Annotated in this window: 22 protein-coding genes; 10 read left to right on the top strand and 12 right to left on the bottom strand. The window is 73.3% G+C overall.

Annotated features, from left to right (window positions below):
• The first annotated feature begins 122 nt into the window (after nucleotides 1–122).
• Together ACGFWJ_RS23830 and ACGFWJ_RS23825 are read left to right on the top strand one after the other, a co-directional pair.
• Nucleotides 123–677 (top strand): TetR/AcrR family transcriptional regulator, encoded by a 555-nt coding sequence (locus tag ACGFWJ_RS23830; RefSeq protein ID WP_387863502.1) that lies wholly within the window; start codon nucleotides 123–125, stop codon nucleotides 675–677.
• Nucleotides 678–815: 138 nt separating this feature from the next.
• The gene (locus ACGFWJ_RS23825) at nucleotides 816–1844 is read left to right on the top strand and encodes an agmatine/peptidylarginine deiminase (RefSeq protein WP_392952891.1); all 1029 of its coding nucleotides are present in this window, start codon (nucleotides 816–818) and stop codon (nucleotides 1842–1844) included.
• Between the two features lie 45 nt (nucleotides 1845–1889).
• On the opposite strand, the gene ACGFWJ_RS23820 is transcribed toward ACGFWJ_RS23825, so the two are convergent.
• Nucleotides 1890–3065 carry an agmatine/peptidylarginine deiminase gene (locus ACGFWJ_RS23820; RefSeq protein WP_392952888.1) on the bottom strand — a complete coding sequence of 392 codons (1176 nt, stop codon included), beginning with the start codon at nucleotides 3063–3065 and terminating at the stop codon, nucleotides 1890–1892.
• 142 nt (nucleotides 3066–3207) lie between these two features.
• Between ACGFWJ_RS23820 and ACGFWJ_RS23815 the strand changes: the two genes are divergently transcribed.
• Nucleotides 3208–3843 carry a TetR/AcrR family transcriptional regulator gene (locus ACGFWJ_RS23815; protein ID WP_392952886.1) on the top strand — a complete coding sequence of 212 codons (636 nt, stop codon included), beginning with the start codon at nucleotides 3208–3210 and terminating at the stop codon, nucleotides 3841–3843.
• Between the two features lie 51 nt (nucleotides 3844–3894).
• Here the strand turns inward: ACGFWJ_RS23815 and ACGFWJ_RS23810 are convergent, their stop codons facing one another.
• The 6 genes from ACGFWJ_RS23810 to ACGFWJ_RS23785 all read right to left on the bottom strand — a co-directional run bounded on the left by ACGFWJ_RS23810 (nucleotide 3895) and on the right by ACGFWJ_RS23785 (nucleotide 10342).
• A complete protein-coding gene (locus tag ACGFWJ_RS23810; RefSeq protein WP_392952883.1) occupies nucleotides 3895–4692 on the bottom strand; it encodes an ABC transporter ATP-binding protein in 798 nt (265 codons plus the stop codon).
• The gene (locus tag ACGFWJ_RS23805) at nucleotides 4685–5641 is read right to left on the bottom strand and encodes an ABC transporter ATP-binding protein (protein ID WP_387863491.1); all 957 of its coding nucleotides are present in this window, start codon (nucleotides 5639–5641) and stop codon (nucleotides 4685–4687) included. The genes ACGFWJ_RS23810 and ACGFWJ_RS23805 overlap by 8 nt, the downstream gene beginning before the upstream one ends.
• Nucleotides 5642–5654: 13 nt before the next feature.
• Nucleotides 5655–6512 carry an ABC transporter permease gene (locus ACGFWJ_RS23800; protein WP_392952880.1) on the bottom strand — a complete coding sequence of 286 codons (858 nt, stop codon included), beginning with the start codon at nucleotides 6510–6512 and terminating at the stop codon, nucleotides 5655–5657.
• On the bottom strand, nucleotides 6509–7471 hold the full coding sequence (locus ACGFWJ_RS23795) for an ABC transporter permease (RefSeq protein ID WP_392952878.1): 963 nt from the start codon (nucleotides 7469–7471) through the stop codon (nucleotides 6509–6511). The genes ACGFWJ_RS23800 and ACGFWJ_RS23795 overlap by 4 nt, the downstream gene beginning before the upstream one ends.
• On the bottom strand, nucleotides 7468–9120 hold the full coding sequence (locus tag ACGFWJ_RS23790) for an ABC transporter substrate-binding protein (protein ID WP_392952875.1): 1653 nt from the start codon (nucleotides 9118–9120) through the stop codon (nucleotides 7468–7470). Before ACGFWJ_RS23790 ends, ACGFWJ_RS23795 begins: the two co-directional genes overlap by 4 nt.
• A gap of 211 nt (nucleotides 9121–9331) precedes the next feature.
• On the bottom strand, nucleotides 9332–10342 hold the full coding sequence (locus ACGFWJ_RS23785; protein WP_387863480.1) for an agmatine/peptidylarginine deiminase: 1011 nt from the start codon (nucleotides 10340–10342) through the stop codon (nucleotides 9332–9334).
• Nucleotides 10343–10624: 282 nt separating this feature from the next.
• Here ACGFWJ_RS23785 and ACGFWJ_RS23780 point away from each other — a divergent pair, with 282 nt between their 5' ends.
• The 5 genes from ACGFWJ_RS23780 (at nucleotide 10625) to ACGFWJ_RS23760 (ending at nucleotide 16167) form a co-directional block, all read left to right on the top strand.
• Entirely contained in the window at nucleotides 10625–11200 is a 576-nt protein-coding gene (locus ACGFWJ_RS23780; protein ID WP_392952872.1) for a TetR/AcrR family transcriptional regulator, read from the top strand.
• 190 nt (nucleotides 11201–11390) lie between these two features.
• Nucleotides 11391–12554, top strand: coding sequence for an agmatine/peptidylarginine deiminase (locus ACGFWJ_RS23775; protein ID WP_392952870.1), 1164 nt, complete (start codon nucleotides 11391–11393; stop codon nucleotides 12552–12554).
• A gap of 60 nt (nucleotides 12555–12614) precedes the next feature.
• Nucleotides 12615–13328: an urease subunit gamma gene (gene ureA / locus ACGFWJ_RS23770; protein ID WP_392952868.1), complete on the top strand. Its 714-nt coding sequence runs from the start codon at nucleotides 12615–12617 to the stop codon at nucleotides 13326–13328.
• Nucleotides 13325–15034 (top strand): urease subunit alpha, encoded by a 1710-nt coding sequence (locus tag ACGFWJ_RS23765; RefSeq protein WP_392952866.1) that lies wholly within the window; start codon nucleotides 13325–13327, stop codon nucleotides 15032–15034. The genes ureA and ACGFWJ_RS23765 overlap by 4 nt, the downstream gene beginning before the upstream one ends.
• Nucleotides 15035–15213: 179 nt before the next feature.
• The gene (locus ACGFWJ_RS23760; RefSeq protein WP_387643027.1) at nucleotides 15214–16167 is read left to right on the top strand and encodes a cytochrome c oxidase assembly protein; all 954 of its coding nucleotides are present in this window, start codon (nucleotides 15214–15216) and stop codon (nucleotides 16165–16167) included.
• 68 nt (nucleotides 16168–16235) lie between these two features.
• Here ACGFWJ_RS23760 and ACGFWJ_RS23755 read toward each other — a convergent pair whose 3' ends face one another.
• The 5 genes from ACGFWJ_RS23755 to ACGFWJ_RS23735 form a co-directional block, all read right to left on the bottom strand.
• The gene (locus ACGFWJ_RS23755) at nucleotides 16236–17552 is read right to left on the bottom strand and encodes a DUF2254 domain-containing protein (RefSeq protein WP_392952864.1); all 1317 of its coding nucleotides are present in this window, start codon (nucleotides 17550–17552) and stop codon (nucleotides 16236–16238) included.
• Nucleotides 17553–17621: 69 nt separating this feature from the next.
• Nucleotides 17622–18650: a TIGR03617 family F420-dependent LLM class oxidoreductase gene (locus ACGFWJ_RS23750; protein WP_392952862.1), complete on the bottom strand. Its 1029-nt coding sequence runs from the start codon at nucleotides 18648–18650 to the stop codon at nucleotides 17622–17624.
• Nucleotides 18651–18732: 82 nt separating this feature from the next.
• A complete protein-coding gene (locus ACGFWJ_RS23745; protein ID WP_392952859.1) occupies nucleotides 18733–19347 on the bottom strand; it encodes a hypothetical protein in 615 nt (204 codons plus the stop codon).
• 161 nt (nucleotides 19348–19508) lie between these two features.
• Nucleotides 19509–20099, bottom strand: coding sequence for a hypothetical protein (locus ACGFWJ_RS23740; protein ID WP_392952856.1), 591 nt, complete (start codon nucleotides 20097–20099; stop codon nucleotides 19509–19511).
• A gap of 361 nt (nucleotides 20100–20460) precedes the next feature.
• On the bottom strand, nucleotides 20461–21675 hold the full coding sequence (locus ACGFWJ_RS23735) for a serine hydrolase domain-containing protein (RefSeq protein WP_392952854.1): 1215 nt from the start codon (nucleotides 21673–21675) through the stop codon (nucleotides 20461–20463).
• A 131-nt stretch (nucleotides 21676–21806) separates the two neighbouring features.
• On the opposite strand from ACGFWJ_RS23735, the gene ACGFWJ_RS23730 reads away from it, so the two are divergent.
• Both ACGFWJ_RS23730 and ACGFWJ_RS23725 read left to right on the top strand, forming a co-directional pair.
• Nucleotides 21807–22961 (top strand): histidine kinase, encoded by a 1155-nt coding sequence (locus ACGFWJ_RS23730; protein WP_392952851.1) that lies wholly within the window; start codon nucleotides 21807–21809, stop codon nucleotides 22959–22961.
• The gene (locus ACGFWJ_RS23725) at nucleotides 22949–23593 is read left to right on the top strand and encodes a LuxR C-terminal-related transcriptional regulator (RefSeq protein ID WP_387642281.1); all 645 of its coding nucleotides are present in this window, start codon (nucleotides 22949–22951) and stop codon (nucleotides 23591–23593) included. Before ACGFWJ_RS23730 ends, ACGFWJ_RS23725 begins: the two co-directional genes overlap by 13 nt.
• The last annotated feature ends 2 nt before the right edge of the window (nucleotides 23594–23595 follow it).

The raw sequence follows: 23595 nt of genomic DNA, 5'->3' as shown, positions 1-23595 counted from the left end.
CGGGCTGCCCGCTCGGGCGGACTCCCCTGTCGGGCTGACCAATGTTTCGGACAGCCCGGCCGGATTTCCTTCGGGGCGCCCCGGTAGGGTGGTGGGTCGTGGCCAGTCGTAAAACGTCGATCATGGAAGCAGCGGCGCGGGTGATCGCGCGGCGCGGGGTGCGTGGGCTGCGGGTGGAGGAGCTCGCGGCCGAGGCGGGTGTGTCCACCGCGCTGATCTACTACCACTTCAAGGACCGGACGGGGATTCTCCGGCAGACGCTGGAGTTCATCAACGACCGGGCGGAGCGGTACACGACCGAACGCGCCGCGGACGCCCCGCCGTTGACGGCCCGCGAGGAGCTGGAGCAGACGCTGCTGCTGGAGCTCCAGGACACCGCGGTGGTGCGGGAGAACAGCACCGCCTGGGGCGAGCTGCGGGCGAGCGCGGTGTTCGACGAGACGCTGCGGGAGGACCTGGCCCGGGCCACCCGGATCTGGGTGCAGGAGATCGCCGAACTGCTCGGCGCCGTCCGGCCGATGGCCTCGGCGGTGGCGCTGGCCGGTGCGGCCGAGCGGTTGACGGCGCTGCTGGAGGGGCTGAGCACGCGCTGGCTCAGCGGCAGCCTCCCGCTGACGCACGCCCGGACGCTGATGGCCGAGGCCGTCGACGTCGAGGTGGCCCGGCTCGGTTCCTGATCCACCGGGTTCGGCGCGCGCCGGATGTCGAGGGCACGCCGGGGCACGCTCATGTTTGACTGATTTTTCAGTCAGTGCGAACCTGGACCCGCAGGAGAGGTGCACCGTCGGCACCGTCACACGATCCGGAGACCCTCGATGGCCCACCACCACCACCCCGACGCCCGCCCCCGGGTGCCCGCGGACGACGTTCCGCACGCGCGGACCTGGATGTCCTGGCCCTCCCGCCGGGGCGTGTGGGGACTGCGGCTGGGGGGCGTCCAGGACGACATCGCGCTGATCGCCCGCACGGTCGCCGAGTTCGAACCGGTGGTCTTGTGCGCCCCCGACGAGTGGACGGCGGGCAAGGCCCGGGCCCGGTGCGGTTCCGGGGTGGAGGTGATCAGCTCGGTTCCCACCGACGACCTGTGGATGCGCGACACCGCGCCGGTGTTCCGCCGGAACGGCCACGGCGGCCTGGATGCCGTGCTCCTCAACTTCAACGGCTGGGGCAACAAGCAGGTCCACCACGACGACGCCCGGGTCGCCGGACTGATCGCCGCCCGCCGGGGCCTGCGGCACGTCCACGCGGACTTCGTCGGCGAGGGCGGCGCGATCGAGACGGACGGCGACGGCACCGTGATGGCCACCGAGAGCAGCCTGGTCAACAAGAACCGCAACCGCGGCATGAGCCGGGACGAGGTCGAGGCGGCCGTCCTGGCGGCCTACGGCGCGGACACCATGATCTGGCTGCCCGGGATCAAGGGCCGGGACATCACCGACGACCACGTGGACGTCACCTCCCGGTTCGTCCGGCCCGGCGTGGTGATGGTCCAGCTGCCGCCCCCGGACCGCGACGACGAATGGGCCCGGGACGCCCGCGAGCAGTTCGCGATCCTCTCCACCGCCACCGATGCCCGGGGCCGCCGCCTCCAGGTCGTTCCCGTGCACGGGCCGGACACCGTCCGCTCGCGCAGCTCGAAGTTCGTCGACTCCTATCTCAACTTCCACCTCGTCAACGGCGGCGTCATCACCACCCAGTTCGGCGACCCGTACAAGGACGCCGCCGCGAAGGAGGCGCTCGCCGCCGCCTTTCCCGGCCGTACGGTGGTGCAGCTCGACGTCGACCGGCTGATGGCCGGGGGCGGCGGGATCCACTGCTCGACGATGCACGAGCCGCTGCCGTAGCCGTCGGCCCCGACGTTGATTTCGGCGCCGGGGCCGACGGCCGGTTCAGGCGGCGGGCTGCTGCTGGGTGACGCAGTGGATGCCGCCGCCGCCCGCCCCGAGGTAGTCGATGTTGAGCTGCTCGACCGTACGGCCGGGGAACAGCCGGGCGAGGGTGGCTCTGGCGGCGCTGTCGGCCCGGCTGTCGCCGAACTGTGCGGAGATCACCGCGTTGTTGCACAGGTAGTAATTGGCGTAGGACCCGACGAAGTTGGGGTCGGTGGAGCGGATCAGGTTGTAGTCGGGGCCCTGGATCCGGCTGACCGTGAACGGGGTTCCCTGGGCGCTGGTGGCGGAGGTCAGGATCGCGTACTGGCGGCGCTGGTCCTCGGACCAGACGTCGGTGTCGGTCGCCAGTGGCTGCTGGACCACGGCCTCGGCGGCGCCGAGGAAGCGCGAGGTGGCGTCCACGTGGTCGTCGGTGATGTCCTGGCCCGCGATGCCGGGGACCCAGATCACCGCGGTGGCGCCGTAGGCGGCGCACATCGCCTTCTCGACCGCGGCCTGGGACATGCCGGGGTTGCGGTTGGCGTTGAGGATGCTGCTGCGGGTGGCCATCAGTGTCCCGGCGCCGTCGGTCTCGATGGCGCCGCCCTCGGCGACCAGTCCGGCGGCGGTGAACGGCAGGCCGAGATAGGCGGCGAGGCGGCCGGCGACCAGGGCGTCGTTGCCGTGCGGGTTCTGGTGGTTGCCCCAGCCGTTGAAGTTGAGGCCGACGGTGTCGCGGCCGCCCGCGCCGTCGGTGCGGAAGACCGGGCCGGTGTCGCGCATCCAGCAGTCGTCGACGGGGATGTCCCCGATGACGGTGACGGTCGGCCCGCAGAGCGAGCGCGCCTTGGCGACACTGGCCGGGTTGGCGCACATGGTGACCGGCTCGTACTTCGCGATGGTCCGCGCGATCAGGGCGATGTTCGACTGGACGCCGCTGAGCTTGCTGCGCCAGATGGTGCTGCTGTCCGGCCAGGCCATCCAGGTCCGGGCGTGCGGGACGGTGTCCACCGGCACCCGGAAGCCGGCCGCGAGGCCCGCTCCGGCGGTGGCGGCGCGTTGCGACGCCCGGGCCGGTCCGCCGGCCGCGGTGGTCAGCGCGGTGCCGGCGACGGCGAGCCCGGCGGCCGTCAGGAACCTGCGCCGGCCGAGTCGAAGGCCGGTCGGGGGGTGGGGCTCGGAACCTTTCGCCATCACTTCCTCCATGTCAAAGTCCGCTACTCACAGGCGAGTTGACCGAAAAGATAAAACTGACCAAGCGCTCGGTCAATACTTTGCGCGGGCATCGGTACCGATCCGCCCCTGGCGCGCCCGCGGAGTCGTTACAGTGGCCGCCATGGCGACACGGGTGACGGGCGAGGCCCCGCGAACGGAATCGGGGCCGGGCCGCGCCGGCGGGGCGCGCGCCGCCAAGGGCGAGCAGACCCGGACCCGGCTGATCGCGGCGGCCCGCACCCTGCTCGCCGGCGACGGCGCCGGACGGTTCACCACCCGCAACGTGGCCACGCTGTGCGGGGTCTCGCACGGGATGTGCCACTACCACTTCGCGGACCGCACCGATCTGATCGTCGCGGTGGTGCAGGACATCCGCCCCGAGTGGATCACCCCGCTGGAGGAGGCCGTCGCCACCCCGGGCGGCTACGCCGCGCGCGCCGACCGGGTCCTCGCCCTGCTCACCAGCCCCGAGAGCCCCGACCTGGCGCGGCTGCACGCGGCCCTGCACTGGCTCGCCCTCTCCGACGAACGCGTCCGTACCAGCCTGGAGGCCGAGTACGCGCGCTGGCGGTCCTCCTTCGTGCTGCTGTTCCGGTGTCTGGCCGAGGAGCGCGGCAGCACCGCCGACCCGGTTCCGCTCGGCGAGGCCTTCGCCGCCGCCGTGGACGGGCTCGCCGCCATCGGGTCGCTCGACGGGACGGTGGACGCCGAACGGGTGCTCCGGACGCTGCTGGAGGCGCTGTCCGCCGCGGTCTGACCTGCCGCCGGGCGACACTCCCGGCCGGATCCGGCAGGTCCCGGAACGGCTCTACAGTGCGCGGCGCGCGGCGGCGATCCGCTCGGGGTCCCAGCCCGGCCGGGGGACGGACTCCAGCAGCAGCCTGGTGTAGGCGTGCTGCGGGGTGTCGAGGACCTGGGCGGTGGGGCCGGACTCGACGATCCGCCCGTGGCGCATCACGACCACCTCGTCGGTGACGCAGCGGACGACGCCGAGGTCGTGGGTGATGAACAGGTAGCCGATGCCGGTCTGTTCGCGGATGTCGGCGAGCAGGTTGAGCACCTGGGCCTGCACCGAGACGTCCAGCGCGGCGACCGCCTCGTCCAGCACCAGCACGGCCGGTCGGACGGCCAGCGCCCGGGCGATGGCGACGCGCTGGCGCTGCCCGCCGGAGAGCTGCCGGGGCAGTGCCTCGGCGGCCCGGGTGCCGAGGCCGACCTGGTCGAGGAGTTCCGCGATCCGGGCGGGGTGGTCGGTGCCGGGGTAGTGCAGCCGCAGCGTCTCGGCCAGCACGGCCCGGACGCTGGTGCGCGGGTCGAGCGAGAGGTAGGGGTCCTGGAAGACCATCTGGACCTCCCGGGCCCGGGCCAGCCGCTCGGCCCTCCCCCGCGCCCGGCCGGTCCGGGACCGGCCGTGGACCAGCACCTCGCCCGCGTCGGCCTCCTCCAGGCCGGTCACGATGCGGGCGGTGGTGGTCTTGCCGGAGCCGGACTCGCCCACGATGCCGAGCGATCCGCCGGCCGCGAGGGTGAAGGAGACCTCGTCCACGGCCCGGACCGCGCCGAAGGAGCGGCACAGCCCGCCGACGCGCAGTACTGCCTCAGCCATCGGTGCGGCTCCCTTCGATCGGATGGTGGCAGGCCGCCGGGTGCTCCCCCTGCGGAGCGGGCACCTGCTCGTGGCACAGCCCGGTCGCGAGGCCGCACCGTGCGGCGAACGCGCAGCCGGTCAACTCCTGCCGCAGGTCGGGCGGTTGGCCGTCGATGGCGGCGAGCCGGCCGGCCGGGCCGACCGGGCCCGGGGTGGCGGCGAGGAGGGCGGCGGTGTACGGGTGGCGGGGCCGCTCGAACAGTGCGGCGGCGGGACCGTGTTCGGCGATCCGCCCGGCGTACATCACGTAGACCCGGTCGCTGATCGCGGCGGCGAGCCCGAGGTCGTGGGTGACGAACAGCAGGCCGGTGCCGAAGCGTGCGCGCAGCTGCCCGAGCAGGGCCACCACCTCCGCCTGGCTGGTGACGTCCAGGGCCGTGGTCGGCTCGTCGGCGAGCAGCAGGGCCGGGTCGCCCATCAGGGCGGCGGCGATCATGACGCGCTGCAGCATGCCGCCGGACAGCTGCCCGGGGTGGCGGCGCAGGAGTTCCGGCCGGAGGCCGACGGCGTCGAGGAGTTCGGCGGCGCGGCGGTCGGCGTCGGCGGTGGTCATGACGCCGTTCAGGCGGACGCTCTCGGTGAGGAAGTCGCCGATGCGGCGCAGCGGGTTGATGGCGGCCCTGGGGTCCTGGAAGATCATCGCGGCCCGGCCGGTGCGCAGGGCGCGGAGCCGTCCGGGGTCCATGGTCAGGACGTCCTGGCCGTCGACCAGGACCTGGCCTTCCGCCGTCGCGCCGGGTGGCAGCAGGCCGAGGGCGCTGCGGGAGGTGAGTGTCTTGCCGGAGCCGGACTCGCCGACCAGGGCGACGGTCTCGCCAGGGGCGACGGTGAGGTCCACGCCGTCGAGGACGGGGCGGGCGGTGCCCGGCAGTCGGAGTGTCAGGCCCCGGATGTCGAGGGCGTTCATGCGGTGCTCCGAGTCATGAGGTTCTCCCGGCGACCCGGTCGGCCCAGCGTTCGCCGACGACGTTGAAGGTGACCACCGTGAGCACGATGAGCGCGCAGGGCAGGATCGCGGAGAGCGGGTAGCCGTGCTGGATCGCGGTCTGGCCGTCGAAGACCATCCGGCCCCAGCCGGGGGTGAGGGCGGGGACGGCGAGGCCGAGGAAGGACAGGCCGGCGAGGTCCATCAGGGCGTAGCCGAAGTTGACGGCGGACTGCGCGAGGACGACCGGCGCGATGTTGGGCAGGACGTGCCGCAGGCAGATCTGCGCAGCCGAGTGGCCCTGGACCCGGTAGGCGCTGACGTAGGGGCGGGTCCGTTCGGCCAGGACCAGTGACCGGGTGAGGCGGGACACGTAGGGCAGGTAGGCGATCGCGAGGGCGAGGACCGGGGCGAGCAGGCCCTCGCCGTACACCGACACGATCAGGATGGCGAGCAGCATGCCGGGGAAGGCGAAGACCAGTTCGGTGCTGCGGGACAGGACGGAGTCGAGCCAGCCGCCCCGCCAGCCGGCGGCGAGGCCGATGGCGATGCCGGCGGCCGTGGAGAAGGCGACCACGCCGAGCGGGCCGAGCAGGGAGGTGCGGGCGCCGAGCAGGAGCCGGGAGAGGGTGTCGCGGCCGGCGGCGTCGACGCCGAGCAGGTGGTCGGGCGAGGGCCCGGCGAGGGCGTTGCCGAGGTCGACGCCGTTCGGGTCGTACGGTGCCAGCCAGGGGGCGAGCAGGGCGGCGAGCACCACCAGGGCGGCGAAGCCGAGGCAGAGCAGTTGGAGCGGGCCGCCGGCGGCGGGCCGGAGCCGGGCGAGGCCGGGCCGGCGGGTGAGGGCGACGGTCATGCGCCGGACCTCCTGGGTCCCAGGGTGACCCGGGGGTCGACCAGTGGGTGGAGCAGGTCGACGATCAGGTTCACGGTCATGAACAGGGCGACGATGATCAGGGAGATGGCCTGGACGGTCGGGAAGTCCTTGGTGGTGGTGGACAGTTCGAGCAGCTGGCCGAGTCCGCCGACGCTGAACGCGGACTCCACCAGGATCGTGCAGACCAGCAGGGTGGAGACGATCAGGCCGCCGGTGGTCAGCACGGTGCCCAGCGAGTTGCGCAGGACGTGCCGGCGGATCACCTCGCGTTCCGGGACGCCGCGGCTGCGGGCGACGGTGACGTGTTCGCCGTCCAGGGCCTCCAGCATCGCCGAGCGGGTGACCCGGGCGAGCATGCCGATCAGGTACAGCGCGAGGGCGATCGCCGGGAGGGTGAGGTGCCACAGCATGTCGCCGAAGCCGTCGCCGGCGCCGCTGGTCGGGAACCAGCCGAGCTTCACCGAGAACACTCCCTGGAGCAGGACGGCCGCGACGAACGAGGGCGTGCCGAGGGCGAGCGCGGTGGTGACCAGGATCGTGGAGTCGGTCGCGCCGCCGCGCACCGCGCCGAGCCGGCCGAGCAGCAGGCCGGTCACAACGACCAGGAGCAGTGCCATGGCGACCAGGAGCAGAGTGGCGGGCAGCCGGTCGGCGAGCAGCCGGGACACGTCGGTGCGGTAGGTGAGGGAGCGTCCGAAGTCGCCCCGGAGCACGTCGCCGAGCCAGCGGAGGTACCGGACCAGGAAGGGGTCGTCCAGGTGGTACTGCTCGTTGATCGCGCGGAGGGCCTCGGGGGAGGCGGACCGGCCGGACAGCAGGAAGCTCGCCGGGTTGCCCGGTGCCAGGTACATCGCGCCGAAGACCACGAAGGAGGCGCCGAGCAGGGTGACCGCCATCTCCAGCAGGCGCCGGGCGGCGAAGCGCAGGAAGCCGCTCACTGGGCGGCTCCCACGTCCGCGGCCCACGGGTAGTACATGTACGCGATGGTGGTCGGGGCGCCGGTGATCCGGTGGTTGAGGAACAGGGCGGTGGGCCACTCGGCGACCGGGATCCACAGCAGCTGTTCGGAGGCGGTCCGCTGGAGTTCGGCCTCGATCGCGCCGCGCTCGGCCGGGTCGTACTCGGCGGTGGCCCGGTCGACGAGGGAGTCGTAGGCCTGGTCGCTGTATCCGCCGAAGTTCTGGTAGGCGCCGGTTTTGAAGTTGGCGAGCAGGTCGAGCGGGTCGGTGACGGAGTCGTAGTACGTCTCGGGGAACAGGTCCAGGCCCTCGCGGGCCTCCGGGTCGGTGAACAGCGCGGTGAAGGCGTTCGGCGCGATCGACTTCAGCCGGACGTTCAGGCCGATCCGCGCGCCGGCGGCCTGGACGGCGGTGGCGAGCAGGGAGACGTCCTGGCCGATGGCGCTGGTGGCGACGGTGAGTGTGCTGCCCTCGGCGCCGGCGTCCTTCACCAGTGCCTTGGCCCGGTCGATGTCCTGGACGGTCGGGGTGAGGTTCGCGAAGGCCGCCGTCCGGACGTCCTCGGGGGCGCCGGCCCAGGCGGCGCGGGTGGTGAGTGAGCCGGTGACGGTGCCGGCCCCGGCGAGGCCGGCCTTGACGAAGCCGGACCGGTCGAGCGCCAGGGACAGCGCCTGCCGGACCCGGACGTCGCCGAGCGGGCCCTTCAGGCTGGTGACGTTGAGGTTGACGGTGCTCAGGCCCTCGCCGAAGTACAGCGTGCCGACGCCGCTCTTCTCCAGCCGCTGGTAGCTCTCGGTGGGGATCAGGTAGCCGCCGTCGACCTCGCCGCTGCGCATCGCGTTGGTGCGGGCCGACGGGTCGGTGAGGAAACGGAAGACGGCCTTCTTGGCCTTGGCCCTGGTACCCCAGTAGTCGTCGAAGCGCTGGAGCTCGATCGACTGGCCCTTGTTCCAGGTGCCCAGCTTGAACGGGCCGGTGCAGTCCAGGCTGCCGCCGGTGCCGTAGTCCTTGCCCGCCGACTGCACGCCGGCCCTGGCGGCGACGACCCCGGCCGCCGTCGCCATGTACTGCGGGAATTGCGAGTCTGGGCGCTTGAGCTTGACGGTGACCTGGAGCGGTCCGGTCGCGGTGACGGAGTCGACGTTCTGGAACACCTGCGCCCAGGCGGCGGCGTTGTCGGGGTCCGTCTGGCGACCGAGGCTGTAGACCACGTCGTCGGCGGTCATCACCGAACCGTCGTGGAAGTGCACGCCGGGGCGCAGGTCGTAGACCCAGGTGAGCGGGTCGGGGTTGCCGGCCTTCTCGGCCAGGCCGGGGGCCATGGTGAGCTGGGGCGTCCAGCGCATCAGGCTCTCGCAGACGTTCGCCAGGATGGTGTTCTGCGGGTAGTCGAAGGCCTGGATCCAGTCCAGTGTGGGCGGCTCCGCGTAGGTCGCCCAGCTGAAGGAGTCGATCTCGCCCTTGGCGGGCGGGGTGCCGGCGGAGAGCCGGACGCCCGCCCCGTCGGTGCCGGCGCCGGGCGGCGGGCCGGAGCAGGCGGCGACCAGGGCCGCGGCGGAGACCAGGGCGGTGGCGGCGAGGGCGAGCCGGACGCTGGGGGCGGCGCGTCTGGTGGGAGCGAGGGGCATGAGGGTGGCCTTCGGTGGGTGCGGGAGAGGCGGGCGGGCCCCGGCGTTCGGGCGGGACTGGTGGCGTGGCCCGGGGGGCGTCGTGGGGCGGGGCCCGGCGGGCCCGGCGGGTCCGGCGGGTCCGGCGGGTCCGGCGGGTCCGGCGGTGCGGGTCGGCGCGCCGGGCGTCGTGGGGCGGGGCCCGGCGGGTCCGGCGGTGCGGGTCGGCGCGTCAGCCGCGGGCGGCCGGGACCTGCTGGGTGATGCAGTGGATGCCGCCGCCGCCCCAGGCCACCACCCGGGCACGGACCCCGACGACCTTGCGGCCCGGGTACGCCCCGGCGAGGACGGCCAGGGCGCCCTCGTCCTCGGGGTGGCCGGCGATCGGGACGACGACGGCGCCGTTGGCCAGGTAGTAGTTGAGGTAGCCGACCTCGACCTCGCGGCCGCCGACCTCGACGAACGCGGCCTGCGGGACGTCGACGATCTCGAAGCGGCGGCCCTGCGCGTCGGTGGAGTGCTCCAGCACGGCGCGGTTGGCGCGCATCCGGGCGTGGTCGGGGTGCGCGGGGTCGGCCGGGAGCTGGACGACGACCTTGCCGGGGGCGGCGAAGGCGCAGACGCCGTCCACGTGTCCGTCGGTCTCGGTGTCCAGCAGGCCGCCGTACGGCAGCCAGATCACCTTGGTGACGCCGAGTCGTTCCTTGAGTTCCGCCTCGATCTCCTCCCGGCTCATGCCGGGGTTGCGGTTGGGGTGCAGCAGGCACTGTTCGGTGGTGATCAGGGTGCCCTCGCCGTCGACGGTGATCGCGCCGCCCTCGAGGATCATCTCGGAGCGGATCGCCGGTACGCCGAGGTGGTCCAGCAGCAGCGCGGCGATCCGGTCGTCGGCCTCCCAGGGGTGGTGCTTGCGGCCCCAGGCGTTGAAGCGGAAGTCGACGCCCGCGCGGCGGCCCTCGGCGTCGAGCACGAAGATCGGGGCGGAGTCGCGGAACCACGAGTCGTCCGTCGGCAGCTCCACGACGGAGACGGCGTCGCCGCACATGGCGCGCGCCTCGTCGCCGTGGCCGGGCGGGGCGGCCATCGTCACAGGCTCGAACTGCGCGATGGTACGGGCGACTTCGGCGTACTCCTGCTTCGCCTCGGCGAGCGTGTCGCCCCACAGGTCCGGGCGGACGGGCCAGGCCATCAGGCAGCCCTCGTGTTCGGCCCATTCGGCGGGCATGCGGTGGGTGGCGGTCATGGGGAACCTCTTCGGGATCGGGTGTGCGGGTGGGGCGGAGGGCCCGGCGGCCTGCCCCGCGGTGCGTCGGCACGGGCGCCGCCGGGGGAGACGCGTCGCGGCTCCTGCGGCTCGGGCGTCTCGGCCGCCTCGGACGCCTCGACGGCCGGCCGGACGGTGCCCCCGCATCCTTCACCTCGCTGAAAATTCAGTCAACCCTCTGGACCGGGCTGGGCAGATTTTCCTGACGAAATAATCAGGATCCGGTCGAGGCACGGCCCCGAGAGGGTAAGGTCGGCTCCCATGTCGGACCGACGGACAGGGATACTCACGGCCGCCACCCGGGTCATCGCCCGACGCGGGGTGCGCGGCCTGCGGATGGGCGAGCTGGCCGCCGAGGCCGGGGTGTCCATCGCGCTGATCTACTACCACTTCACCGACCGGGCGGGTGTCCTGGGCAAGACGCTGGAGCACATCAGCGACCGCGCCGACCACTACACCACCGGGGACCGTCCGGACCGCCCCGGGGATCCGCTCGCCGAGCTCGAACAGGTCCTGCTGCTGGAGCTCCAGGACACCGCCGAGGTGCGCGAGAACAGCATCGCCTGGGGCGAGTTGCGGGCCACCGCCGTGTTCGAGCCGGACCTGCGCGAGGAGCTGGCCCGCAGCACCCACAGCTGGGTGCACGATGTCGCCGGACTGCTCGCCCGGGCCGATCCGGCCGGCACCGCCCCGGCCCACGCGGCGGCCGCGGAACGGCTCACCGCACTGGTCGAGGGCCTGAGTGTGCGCTGGCACAGCGGTTCACTGCCGGTCGAGCAGGCCCGCCGGCTGCTGCGCGGCGCCGTCCGGGCCGAACTGGGACGCGGGCCGGCCTGAGCCCCCCCCCCCCCCGGCAGCCGGGGCGCGGTCGAGTCGACCGTCCGAGCTTGACTGATTTTTCAGTCAGTGCGAGAGTTCAGCTCCGGCGATGCCGGGCAACCGTGCCCACCGCCGACCGGCGCCACCCGCGGCACCACCCGGAGCCCGCCCGCCGGACCGATCCACCCTCGCACCACCGGAGTCCCTCGTGTCCCACCCCTCCCCCACGCGCCGCACGGTGCTGCGTTCCCTCGCCGGCGCCGGCCTGATCGCAGCGGGCGCGACCGCCTGCGCGGCCCTCGACGACGCACCGGCGGAGCCGTCCGCGAGCGACCCCGCGTCCTCCGCCGCGCCCACCGGCCGCGCGCCCGGGCGCCGGCTCGGCGGCGAGTGGGAGAAGCACGAGCGGACCTTCATGGCCTGGCCCGCCTCCGAGGACGTCTGGGGCGGGCAGCTCGGCGCCGTGCGCAAGGACATCGCCTCGGTGGCCCGGGCCATCGGCGGGCGCGAGCCGCTGGTCCTGCTGGTCCGCCCCGGCCAGGAGGACTCGGCCCGGAGCGCCTGCGGCAGCGACGTCGAGCTGCGGTCCGTCCCGGTGGACGATCTGTGGGCCCGCGACACCGTGCCGGTGTTCGTCGAGGAGGGCGGGAAGGTCAAGGGCGTCGACTTCAACTTCAACGGCTGGGGCGGCAAACAGCAGCACGGCAACGACGCCCGGGTCGCCCGGGCCGTGCTGTCCGGGTACGGGATCGAGCGGATCGCGACCCCGCTCGTCGCCGAGGGCGGCTCCTTCGAGAGCGAGGGGCAGGGGACGCTGCTGCTCACCGAGAGCTCGGTGGTCAACGCCAACCGCAACCCGGGGCGCGACCGCGACCGGATCGAGGCCGAACTGAAGCAGGCGCTCGGCGTCACCAAGGTGATCTGGCTGGCGGGAGTCCGGGGCCAGGACATCACCGATGCCCACGTCGACTGTCTGGCCCGGTTCGCCGCCCCCGGGGTCGTCCTGCTGGACCGGCCCTTCCCCGGCACCCCGCCCGACGTCTGGTCCCGCTCCGCCGACCAGGCCCGCGCCGTACTCGCACAGGCCACCGACGCGGCCGGACGCAGGCTCAAGGTGATCGAAATCGGCCAGCCCGACCCCGACCGGATCACCGGGCGCGGCGACGCCTTCGTCTCCTCGTACCTGAACTTCTACCTCGGCAACAAGGCCGTCTACCTGCCGTCGTTCGGCGACTCCCGGGCCGACGGGCACGCCCGGGAGGTGTTCGGGGAGCTGTTCCCGGAGCGCGAGATCGTCCCGTTGCGGATCGACACCCTCGCCTCCGGCGGCGGCGGCATCCACTGCTCCACCCACGACCAGCCCGCCGTCTGACACCCGTACCGCCGGGAAGGACCGGCTGACACCCGTACCACCGGGAAAGAAGGGAACCCCGTGCAGCTGACCCCGACCGAACGCGACCGGCTGTTGATCTTCACGGCCGCCGAACTCGCCCGCGCCCGCCGCGCCCGCGGCCTGCGGCTGAACGTCCCCGAGGCCACCGCGCTCATCTCGGACACCGTCTGCGAAGCCGCCCGCGACGGCCTGCGCCTCGCCGAGGCAGTCGAACGCGGACGCACCGTCCTGTCCCCCGCCGAGGTCCTGCCCGGCGTCCCCGACCTGATCACCGAGATCCAGGTCGAAGCGGTGTTCGAGGACGGCACCCGGCTCGCGGTCGTCGCCGACCCGTTCGGCGGCGGCGGCCTCGGCGGGGCCGCGCCCGGCGCCGTGCTCCCGGGCCGCGGCGCCGAGCCCGCGCCGCGGCCGGTCCGCACGCTGACCGTCCGCAACACCGCGGACGTACCGGTCTCGGTGACCTCGCACTTCCACTTCTTCGAATCCAACCCGCGCCTGACCTTCGACCGCGCCGCCGCGTACGGGATGCACCTGGCGGTGCCGGCCGGCTCCTCGGTGCGCTTCGACCCGGGCACCGACGTCGAGGTCGGCCTGGTGCCGATCGGCGGCGAGCGGGTCGCGATCGGCTTCGCCGGGCTGGTGGACGGGCCGCTGGACGCACCCCAGGTCCGGCGGGCGGCCCTGCGCCGGGCGGCCGAGCAGGGCTACCTCGGCATCAACGGTGACGACGACACGGAGGAGACCGCGCAGTGAGCAGCAGCATCGAGGCGTCCGAGTACGCGGCCGTGCACGGCCCCCGCGCCGGGGACCGGGTCCGGCTCGGCGACAGCGGCCTGGTCGTCCGGGTCGAATCCGACTCGCAGCGGCCGGGCGACGAGTTCCTGACCGGCTTCGGCAAGACCGCCCGCGACGGCCTGCACCTGAAGGCCGCGGCGGTCCGCGACACCTGTGACCTCGTCATCAGCAACGTCCTGGTGATCGACGCGATCCAGGGCGTCCGCAAGACCTCGATCGGCATCCGGGACGGCCGGATCGCCTCGATCGGCCGGGCCGGCAACCCGGACACCCTGGACGGCGTGGACGTGGTCGTGGGCACCGGGACGGCGATCGTCTCCGGCGAGGGCCTGATCGCCACCGCGGGCGCCATCGACACCCACGTCCACCTGATGTCCCCCCGCATCATGGAGGCCTCGCTCGCCTCCGGCGTCACCACCATCATCGGCCAGGAGTTCGGCCCCGCCTGGGGCGTCGGCGTCAGCTCCCCCTGGGCGCTGCGCCACGCCTTCAACGCGTTCGACGCCTGGCCGGTCAACATCGGCTTCCTGGGCCGCGGTTCGTCCTCCCGTCCGGCGCCGCTGGTGGAAGCCCTCGCAGAGGGCGGCGCCTGCGGGTTCAAGGTGCACGAGGACATGGGCGCGCACACCCGGGCGCTGGACACCGCGCTGTCCGTCGCCGAGGAGTACGACGTCCAAGTGGCCCTGCACACCGACGGGTTGAACGAGTGCCTGTCCGTCGACGACACCCTGCGCGTCCTCGAAGGGCGGACCATCCACGCCTTCCACATCGAGGGCTGCGGCGGCGGCCACGTCCCCAACGTGCTGAAGATGGCGGGCGTGCCGAACGTCATCGGCTCCTCCACCAACCCGACCCTGCCGTTCGGCCGGGACGCGGTCGCCGAGCACTACGGCATGATCGTCTCCGTTCACGCCCTCAAGACCGACCTGCCCGGCGACGCCGCGATGGCCCGCGACCGGATCCGGGCCGGCACCATGGGCGCCGAGGACGTCCTGCACGACCTCGGCGCGATCGGCATCACCTCCTCCGACGCGCAGGGCATGGGCCGGGCCGGCGAGACCGTGCGCCGCACCTTCGCGATGGCCGGCAAGATGAAGGCCGAACGCGGCCCGATGGACGGCGACGGTCCGACCGACGACAACGAACGGGTGCTGCGCTACATCGCCAAGCTGACCATCAACCCGGCCATCGCCCACGGCCTCTCGCACGAGGTCGGCTCGATCGAGACCGGCAAGCTCGCCGACCTCGTGCTCTGGCACCCCGCCTCCTTCGGCGCCAAGCCGTACCTGGTCCTCAAGGCCGGATTCCCCGCCTACGGCGTCACCGGCGACCCCAACGCGGCCACCGAATCCTGCCAGCCCCTCGTCCTCGGGCCGCTGTTCGGCGCCCACGGCGCCACCCCCGCCGACCTCTCCGTCGCCTTCACCAGCGGCGCCGCCGCCGAGGCCGGCACCGCCGCCCGGCCGTACGACACGATGACCACCCGACGCCGCCGCGTCCCGGTCCGCCACACCCGCGGCATCGGGCCCGCCGACCTGGTCCGCAACAACCGCCTCGGGGAGATCCTCGTCGACGCCACCCGGGGCCTGGTCACCCTCGACGGCGCCCCGCTGCACTCCGACCCCGCCCAGGAGGTCTCGCTGAACCGCCTCTACTTCCTGTGAGACGGGCCACTGGCCGCCGCAGGAGGGACACCTCCGTGCCGGGGGCGCTGGTCGGCTCGCCGTAAGCGACGCCTAGGCTGGGTCCGAACGAAACCGACCAAACCGGACCCGCGGCACCGCGTGGCGCCGGACGGCATGGACGAAAGCGGGGCCGCCCGATGGGCGACGGCATGACCGGGATGCACCACCACGGCGGGGGCCCCCTGCCGCCGTTCAGTCTCTCCCGGGCGATGGAGTGGTCGCCGGACTGGCCGTACCTGGTCTTCTGCGCGCTCGCCCTCGGCCTGTACCTGGCCGGGGCGATCCGGCTGTGGCGGCGCGGCGACAAGTGGCCGGTGGGCCGGGCGCTGTTCTGGACCGCCGGTGTCGGCACCGTGTTCATGGTCACCAACACCAAGCTCAACGACTACGGCATGGTGCTGTTCAGCGCCCACATGATGCAGCACATGGTGCTGTCCATGCTGTCGCCGATCCTGCTGCTGCTCGGCGCGCCGATCACGCTCACGCTGCGTTCGCTGCGCCCGGCCCGCAAGGGCAGCGGGCGGGGGCCGCGCGAACTGCTGGTCGCGCTGCTGCACAGCCGGCTGGTCCGGATCGTCTCGCACCCCGCGTACACCATCCCGGTCTTCATCGCGAGCCTGTACGGGCTGTACTTCACGCCGCTGTTCGACTGGCTGATGCAGTACCAGCTCGGGCACCTGGCGATGATGCTGCACTTCCTCGCCGTCGGCATGCTGTTCTTCTGGCCGATCATGGGCGTCGACCCGGGCCCGCACCGTCCCGGCTTCGTGATGCGGATCCTCGAACTGTTCATGGGCATGCCCTTCCACGCGTTCTTCGGCGTGGCCGTGATGATGGCCTCTGGGCAGCTGGTCAACACCTTCACCGCCGAGATGGCCCCGATCGGCACCGACCTGCACGCCGACCAGCAGCTCGCCGGCGGCATCACCTGGGCGTTCGGTGAGATCCCCACCGCGATCGTGCTGATCGCCCTCACCCTCCAGTGGGCCAAGTCCGAGGAGCGCCAGGCCCGCCGCCGCGACCGGGCCGCCGACCGCGACGGTGACGCCGAGCTGGTGGCGTACAACAAGTACCTGGCCTCGCTGAACCGCAGCGCGGGGTCGGCCGGGTAGCCGCCTTCCTGTTTCTTGTGGATCCGCCCTGGAGCTCTTCCCGGGCGGATCCTTCGTTCGGAGGGTGTTCAGCCGATGCCCTGGCGGTCCGGGGTGAGCGCGAACGCCCGGTCCTGCTCGTCCGGGACGGCGGCGGTGACGGCCCGCTCCAGCAGGCGGCGCTGCGTCACCAGGGGCGCGAGGCGTGGCTCCGGGGTGATCCGCAGCAGGTCGTCCAGGGCGGCGGCGAGGCGGCGGGTGACCTGGGGCTGGCCGGCCCCGCAGATCCGGATCTCGGTGAACGCCAGGTCGACCGTCGCCTCCCACCCCGGCACCGGCTGCACCAGCCGCACCGCGCCGTCCCGGTCCCGGTGGCGCAGCTCGCCCACCTGGTAGGGGGCGAGGACGGCGAGCAGCTGGTGGATCCGGTCGACGGCCTGCACGGCGGTGGTGGGGTCGTTGACGGCCGGTGACAGGGCGCGGATGGCGATGTCGACGAGCTGGCGGAAGCCGAAGCTGAGGTCCTGGTGCATGGTGCGGTCCACGCCGACGTTCAGCGCGGTGGTGATCCACCCCGGCCGGGGCGGGCTGCCGCCCGCGACCAGGACGGTCGGGGTGCCGGGCGCGATGAAGTCGCCGATCCGCGGCACCATGTGCAGCACCGCCCCGTGTCGCCGGGCCACCCGCACCAGGCGGCGGATGTTGACGTCCCGCAGCACCCCGGCCCGGCCCTCGTGCAGCAGCGTCGGACCGTGCGGCTGCGGGCCGGCGTCCGTGGCGGAGTCCGGGGCGAGCCAGCGGTAGGCCGTCAGCACCTGGAGCGACTCCCGGGTGACCCGGTCGATCATGTGCGGCACCCGCAGCAGCCGCATCGTCGCCTGCACGTACAGCACGAACAGCGCCAGGCTGAGCATCACCAGGGCGACCGCGACGATCGTCGACACCACCGGGACGGAGACGGCGCGCGTCGGGTCGGTGGTGTCGTCGTAGCCGAGCTGCACCAGCAGCGTGAAGACGAACGTCGCCAGGCAGGTCGAGAACGTCGCCTTGGTCAGCCGGCTGCGCACGTACAGGCGCAGCACCCGGGGGCTCATCTGGCTGGCGCCCATCTGGAGCGCCACCAGGGAGATCGAGAACACCACGCCGATGAAGGTGAGCATCGCCGCGCTGACGGTGGACACCACGCTCTTGGCGGCCGAGGCGAACGACTGCAGGTTCTCGGTGCCGCTGGTGGCCGCGGCCTCGAAGAACAGCTCCTGGTCGATCAGGTCGGTCAGCCCCGCCAGCAGCACCGCCCCCAGGCAGGCCACCAGCGGCGCGACCCAGAACGACTCCCGCAGGTGCTCCCGCAACGGCGACAGGGCCCGATAGCGCGGCCGCCGCCGCCCGCTGTGCTGCTCGCTCATTCCGCCAGGCTAGCCACGGGCCGGGCGCGGCCCCGGCAAGGACGCGGGCGAGCCCGGGGCCGGGCTGATTCAGCGCCCGGCGACCGCTGCCGACAGCACGTCCAGCAGCGGCGCGGCGTCCGTCCCGTCGGGGCCGCTGAGGCAGAGGCGGTCGGCCAACTGGCCGTAGCGGTGGTGGAGTTCGCGGGCGACGGCGGTGGGCTCGCCGGTGATGGCGAAGGTGTTGAGGACGGTGTCGTCGATCAGGCGGCCCATCTCCTCCCAGCGGCCGCGGACCGACATGGGGTGGAGTTCGTCGTGCAGGGCGGCCCAGCCGTGGGTCTCGAGGACGGGGCGGTAGGTGGGGGTCGAGGCGTAGAAGGCGAGGCGTTCGCGGACCAGGCGGAGGTTGGTGCGGTACTCGTCCTCGTCGTGGCCGGTGGCGACCAGCACGTTGGCGACCACTTCGAACGGGCGGGTGGTCCAAGGGGCGTTCTCCGCCTCGGACTTGGCGCGGGCGGCGCGGACGGCGGGCAGGACGGCGGTGGCCAGGTGCTGCGGCGAGCCGAACGGGTGGGCGAGGAGGCCGTCCGCGACCGCGCCGGCGGTGGCCGTCATCAGCGGTCCGACGCCCGCCAGCAGCAGGGGCGGTGGCTGGTACGGGAGCGGCGCGGGTGCGAACACCGGTGTCATCAGGGTGTGTTGGTAGAACTCGCCGCGGAAGGCGAGGCGTTCGCCGGTCTGCCAGCTGTGCCAGATCGCACGCACGGCCGCCAGGTACTCGTGCATCCGGGCGGCCGGGCGGTCCCACGGCATGCCGAAGCGGCGTACGACGTGCGGCTTGATCTGGGTGCCGAGCCCGATCGCCGCTCGCCCGCCGGAGCTCTCGTGCAGGCCCCACGCCTCGTAGGCGAGCGTCATCGGGGTGCGGGCGAAGGCGATCGCCACGCCGGTGGCGAGGCCGATCCGCTCCGTCCGGTCGGCGGCCCGGGCCAGTTGCAGGAACGGGTTGTGCGAGGTCTCGGACAGCACGAACCGGCCTGCCCCGCGCTCCTCGGCGGCCCGCGCCAGGTCGGGCGCGGTGGCGGGCAACGGCGGTGCGGCGAGGTCGATCTGCATGGGCGGGCGCTCCTGCGGGCGGTGCGGGGCTGTGACAGCCCGATGCTATGCGCGGCCGCCCGCACCGCCCTTCGGCGGGCTGTCAGGACGGGAGGGCGAAGGGTGACGGGGTGACGAGGGAGGTGTGGCCTTGGGTGTCCACCATCTGCTTCACCTCGTCCGGGTCATCGGGGTTGACGGAGTAGACCACCGCGGTGTCGCTCGCCGGGTCGAGCCACACCGTCACCTCGCCGTCCGCCTTCACCAGCACCTTGTTGAGCTCCGGGGCGGCCACCCAGACGGCGTTCGCGGGCACGTACGGCGCGAGCGAGGCGGGCAGGCCGCCCGGCGGGCCGGTGAACACCGAGAGGCCGCCGGTCGGCAGGTCGTCGGCGGCGAAGGTGGGGGCGGCCATGGGGCTGCTGGTTCGGCCGTCGAGCAGGTGCTTGACCTGACCGGCCTTCAGGTGCAGCACCGCGTACAGCGGATACGGCTGGTCCGGGAACGGCACCATCTCCCGGGCATGGGCGCCGGGCGTGTGCATCACGAACTGCGCACTCTCCAGCTCACCGAAGCGGTGGAACCGCGTCACCATCGGCACCAGGTCGGTGCGCAGCCCGGTGGTCTGGGCGTCGTACTCGGCCTGGTCGGACGTGGTGCTCGCGAGATCCCAGGCCGTCAGGGCGCCGATGGGGGCGCCGAGAATGAGGAAAGCCATTGCCAACATCGTTCCTCGCCGCACTGTCCGTCCCCCTCGCCCCGGACGGCCCGGAAGCCACCCACGCCCGCTTGTCGGCACCATGCTGGCCGACGGCACTGCGGTGATCATCAGCTCGGAGGATGAGCCGTCCCGTCCGGGTACGCCTGAGGAACGAGATATCAGGTCGGCAGCACGAACGGCGACGGGGTGATGAGGAAGGTCTGCCCTTCCGCCGTCCGCTTCTGCACCTCGTCCGGGTCGAGCGCGTCGATGCACTGGATCACGACGGTGTCGCTCGCCGGGTCGAAGGACACCGACACCCCGCGGTGTGCCCGCACCAGCACCTCGTCGAGCTCGGGGACGGCCACCCAGGCGGCGTCGGCCGGCACGTACGGCGCGAGTGAGGCGGGCAGGCCGTCGCCGCCCGGCAGGTCGTCGGTGTCGAAGGCGGGCGCGTCCGCGGGCTTGCCGCGCCGGCCGTCGAGCAGGCGCTGGACCTGACCGGGCTTCAGGTGCAGGACCGCGAACATCGGGCGTTCCTGGGCCGACTGCGGCGTCCAGGGCAGGTCGCGCGGCCAGTGCATCACCCACTGCGCGCTCTCCAGCTCGCCGAAGCGGTGGAACCGCGTCACCACCGGTTCGAGGTCGGTGCGCAGCCCGGTGGTCGCGGCGGCGGCGTACTCGGCGGCCTCCTCGCCGGGCGTGCTCCCGTCGCCCCAGGCCGCCATGGCGCCGATGGCCGCGCCGGCCACCAGGAAAGCGCCTGCCACCTTGATTCCCCGTCGCACTGTCCGTCCCCCTTGCCCCCCGGCAGCCCGAGGCCGCCCCGCCCGTTTCCGGGCCCATGCTGATCGATGATACGTATGGCGATCATCAGCTCGGACGGTGACGCCTCCGGTCTGGTTGCGTCCGGGAACGAGATCGGGCTGCCGGTCGTCGATGGCCTGCTCCGGGCATGCTGGCCTGGGCAGGGTCCGACCGGTGAGGTGCTGGGCGCCACGCTCTCCCCCGCCGGGCCCGCCCGGCTCGCCGGGCTGCTCGACCGCCTCCTCAGCGACCGCTACGGGCGACTCGTTCGACGGTCCGCCACCAGCTTCGGCCGCCGCGCCGGCGGCTGTTCCGGCCGTCCCCTCACTTGTCCTTCGCGTCGCAGAGCGCGTCGTCCACCAGCTTGTTCTCGGCCGCGGCGATCCGCGCCACGTCCTCCGGGCCCGCGATCTGGACGCCCGACAGCGAGACGGCGACGGCCCGGCGGCCGTCGGCGGTGACGCCGGTGGCGGTGATCCAGCCGGAGTCGCCGCCCTCGTGGCCCCAGTACACGCCGCCGCAGGACAGCGGGCGGGAGAACAGGCCGAGTCCGTCGCGGGCGCCCGGCATCAGCTGCTCGAAGTCCTCGCCGACCGGCACGGTCTGCTGCATCAGCGCGAGTTGGGCCGGCGGCAGCAGGCGGCCGCCGAGCAGGGCTTGGAGGAAGCGGCCGAGGTCGGCGGTGGTGGAGATCAGGCCGGCCTCGCCGTTGGTGCCCGCGCCGACCTGTTCGGTGACGTCCACCAGCGGTCCGCCGTCCTGGAATCGCTGGTAGGTGGCGGCGTGCGGCTGCGGGAGGGCCGGGTTGGTGCCCGGCCAGGAGGTGTGGTCGAGGCCGAGGGGCCGGACGATCCGGTCCCGCACCTCCTGGTGCCACGGGTGTCCGGTGACCCGCTCGATCATCATGCCGAGCAGCACGTAACCGGTGTTGTCGTAGTTCCACTTGGTGCCGGGCTGGAAGTCCGGCTGGTGGGCCATCGCCCGCGCGACGGTCTGCTGGGGCGTGTAGGTGTCGTTGCGGTGCTGCTGGAAGTCGTCCGCCGAGGTGTAGTCCGGGTAGTCGTCGTGCAGGCCGCTGCGGTGCTGGAGCAGGTCCCGGACGGTGATCGCCCGCCCGTCGTTGCCGTTGCCGGACACCACGCCGGGCAGCCTGCTCTCCACCGTGTCGTCCAGCGAGAGCTTGCCGTCGGCGACGAGTTGCAGGACGACGGTGGCCACGAAGGCCTTGGTCACGCTGGCGATCCGGAAGTAGCCGTCGGCGGGGACGGCCTGGCGGGACGTGGTGTCGGCGACGCCGCCGACGGCGGTCGCGTCCGGGCCGTCGGGGCCGGTCAGGCGGGCCTGCACCCCGGTGACGCCGAGGGCGGTGAGCGCGTCGACGTCGCGTTGGAGCCGGGGGTTGGTGCGCGGGCCGTCGTGTCGCTGGACGGCGGCGTTCGCGCCCAGCAGGCCTGCGGTCAGGGCGCCGGCCGCGAGGACGGCCGGCAGCAGGATGCGGCGGCGGGAGCGGCGGGGGGTCTCGGTCGTTGTGCTCGTCATGGTCGTTGTGCTCGTCATGGTCGTTGACGCTAGGCCTGGCCGGGGTGCGCGGTCGGTACCCCGTACTGGTGGGAAAAGGGTGCAGCTGGCTGTAGTGCCGAACCCGGTGACGATGGCTCAGACTTTCCCGAATGAGTGATCAACGGGACGGCCGGCTGCGGGCGTTGTGGCGCGACCTGGGGTATCTGCTGGGCAGCCTCTGCACGGGCGCGGCCACGCCGGTCGCGCTGCCGGTGCTGCTGGTACCGCGGGCGGCGCGTGGCTGGGCGGCCTGGCACCGGCGGCGCGCGGACCGGCTGCTGTGCGACGCGCCCTCCGGGCCGGTCCGGGTCTCCTGGTGGCGGGTGCTGCTGTGGATCGTGGCGAACACCGTCGGCGGCCTGGCGTTCGGGTTGGTCGCCGTCCTGTGCGCGGGCAACACGCTGACCACGGCCGTCACCGTCCCGCTCTGGTGGGCGCTGCCGCCCGGCACCCGCGCGGGCGGCTTCGCGGCGGGCGTCCCGCTGACCGGTTGGGGCACCGCGTTGACGCTCGGGACGGCGCAGGCGGCCGTGTTCGCGGCACTGACGTACTTCGCCGTCCCGCCGCTGGCCCGGCTGCACGCCCGGCTGTGCGTCCTGCTGCTGTCGCCGTCGGCGGCCGAGCGGCTGGCCGTCCAGGTCGCGGCACTCACCGAGACCCGGGTCGGCGCGATGAACGCGCACGGTGCCGAACTGCGCCGCATCGAACGGGACTTGCACGACGGCACGCAGGCCCGGCTGGTGGCGATCGCGATGCGGCTCGGGGTCGCGCGCGACCTGCTCGGCGAGGAGCCGGAGGTCGTTTCGAAGCTGCTGGCGGAGGCGCAGCAGGGCACCGAGGACGCGATGGCGGAACTGCGCGCCGTGATCCGGACGATCTACCCGCCGATCCTCGCCGACCGCGGCCTCACCGGGGCACTGGCGGCACTGGCCGCCGGGGCGGCGATCCACACCGACCTCGACACCGGCCCCCTGGGTTCCGTCCCGGCGGCGGTGGAGGCCGTGGCATACTTCACCGTCGCCGAGTCGCTCACCAACGCCGCCAAACACAGCGGCGCGGCCCGGGCAGTCGTCCAAGTACGCCGGGACGGCGGCCGGTTGACGGTGCGGGTCTCCGACGACGGGTCGGGCGGCGCGGACGAATCGCGCGGCACCGGCCTCGCCGGGATCCGGCACCGCGCGCTGGCACTGGACGGCGCGGTGCACGTACACAGTCCGGTCGGCGGGCCGACCACGATCGAGGTGGAGCTGCCGTGCGGGTCGTGATCGCCGAGGACAACGTGCTGCTCTCCAGCGGGCTCGAACTCCTCCTCACCGCCAAGGGTTTCGACGTCGCCGCCATCGCCGAGGACGCGTCCGCCTTCCTCGCCGCCGTCGCCGAGCACCGGCCGGACGTCACCATCGTCGACGTCCGCCTCCCGCCCGGCTTCCGCGACGAGGGCATCCGCGCGGCCATCCGGGCCCGCCGCGACCACCCCGGCCTGCCCGTGCTGGTGCTCTCCCAGTACGTCGAACGCCAATACGCCGGCGAACTGGTCTCCGACGGGCGCGGCGGCGTCGGCTACCTGCTCAAGGACCGCGTCGGCCGGGTCAGCGAATTCGTCGACGCCCTGCGGCGGGTCGCCGCCGGCGGAACGGTCATGGACCCCGAGGTGATCGCCCAACTCCTCACCCGCCCCGCCCACGACCCCATCGCCACCCTCACCCCCCGCGAACGCGAAGTCCTCGCCCTGATGGCCGAAGGCAACGACAACACCACCATCGCCACCCGCCTGTTCATCACCGACAACGCCGTCCACAAACACATCGGCAACATCTTCACCAAGCTCGCCCTCTCCCCCTCCGACACCGGCCACCGCCGCGTCCGCGCCGTCCTCACCTACCTCAGCCACGACTGACC

This window comes from Kitasatospora sp. NPDC048407 (assembly GCF_043200475.1).
GTDB lineage: Bacteria > Actinomycetota > Actinomycetes > Streptomycetales > Streptomycetaceae > Kitasatospora.
Note: the sequence above shows the minus strand (reverse complement) of the source record. Positions and strands in the feature narration are given on the sequence as shown.

What these genes read in the sequence shown, in the direction of transcription:
- ACGFWJ_RS23755 (WP_392952864.1), bottom strand. Translation starts at nt 17,552, where the DNA reads ATGAGCGAGCAGCACAGCGGGCGGCGGCGGCCGCGCTATCGGGCCCTG.
- ACGFWJ_RS23800 (WP_392952880.1), bottom strand. Translation starts at nt 6,512, where the DNA reads ATGACCGTCGCCCTCACCCGCCGGCCCGGCCTCGCCCGGCTCCGGCCC.
- ACGFWJ_RS23805 (WP_387863491.1), bottom strand. Translation starts at nt 5,641, where the DNA reads ATGAACGCCCTCGACATCCGGGGCCTGACACTCCGACTGCCGGGCACC.
- ACGFWJ_RS23760 (WP_387643027.1), top strand. Translation starts at nt 15,214, where the DNA reads ATGCACCACCACGGCGGGGGCCCCCTGCCGCCGTTCAGTCTCTCCCGG.
- ACGFWJ_RS23745 (WP_392952859.1), bottom strand. Translation starts at nt 19,347, where the DNA reads ATGGCTTTCCTCATTCTCGGCGCCCCCATCGGCGCCCTGACGGCCTGG.
- ACGFWJ_RS23815 (WP_392952886.1), top strand. Translation starts at nt 3,208, where the DNA reads ATGGCGACACGGGTGACGGGCGAGGCCCCGCGAACGGAATCGGGGCCG.
- ACGFWJ_RS23780 (WP_392952872.1), top strand. Translation starts at nt 10,625, where the DNA reads ATGTCGGACCGACGGACAGGGATACTCACGGCCGCCACCCGGGTCATC.
- ACGFWJ_RS23750 (WP_392952862.1), bottom strand. Translation starts at nt 18,650, where the DNA reads ATGCAGATCGACCTCGCCGCACCGCCGTTGCCCGCCACCGCGCCCGAC.
- ACGFWJ_RS23785 (WP_387863480.1), bottom strand. Translation starts at nt 10,342, where the DNA reads ATGACCGCCACCCACCGCATGCCCGCCGAATGGGCCGAACACGAGGGC.
- ACGFWJ_RS23730 (WP_392952851.1), top strand. Translation starts at nt 21,807, where the DNA reads ATGAGTGATCAACGGGACGGCCGGCTGCGGGCGTTGTGGCGCGACCTG.
- ACGFWJ_RS23825 (WP_392952891.1), top strand. Translation starts at nt 816, where the DNA reads ATGGCCCACCACCACCACCCCGACGCCCGCCCCCGGGTGCCCGCGGAC.
- ACGFWJ_RS23735 (WP_392952854.1), bottom strand. Translation starts at nt 21,675, where the DNA reads ATGACGAGCACAACGACCGAGACCCCCCGCCGCTCCCGCCGCCGCATC.
- ACGFWJ_RS23790 (WP_392952875.1), bottom strand. Translation starts at nt 9,120, where the DNA reads ATGCCCCTCGCTCCCACCAGACGCGCCGCCCCCAGCGTCCGGCTCGCC.
- ACGFWJ_RS23810 (WP_392952883.1), bottom strand. Translation starts at nt 4,692, where the DNA reads ATGGCTGAGGCAGTACTGCGCGTCGGCGGGCTGTGCCGCTCCTTCGGC.
- ACGFWJ_RS23820 (WP_392952888.1), bottom strand. Translation starts at nt 3,065, where the DNA reads ATGGCGAAAGGTTCCGAGCCCCACCCCCCGACCGGCCTTCGACTCGGC.
- ACGFWJ_RS23830 (WP_387863502.1), top strand. Translation starts at nt 123, where the DNA reads ATGGAAGCAGCGGCGCGGGTGATCGCGCGGCGCGGGGTGCGTGGGCTG.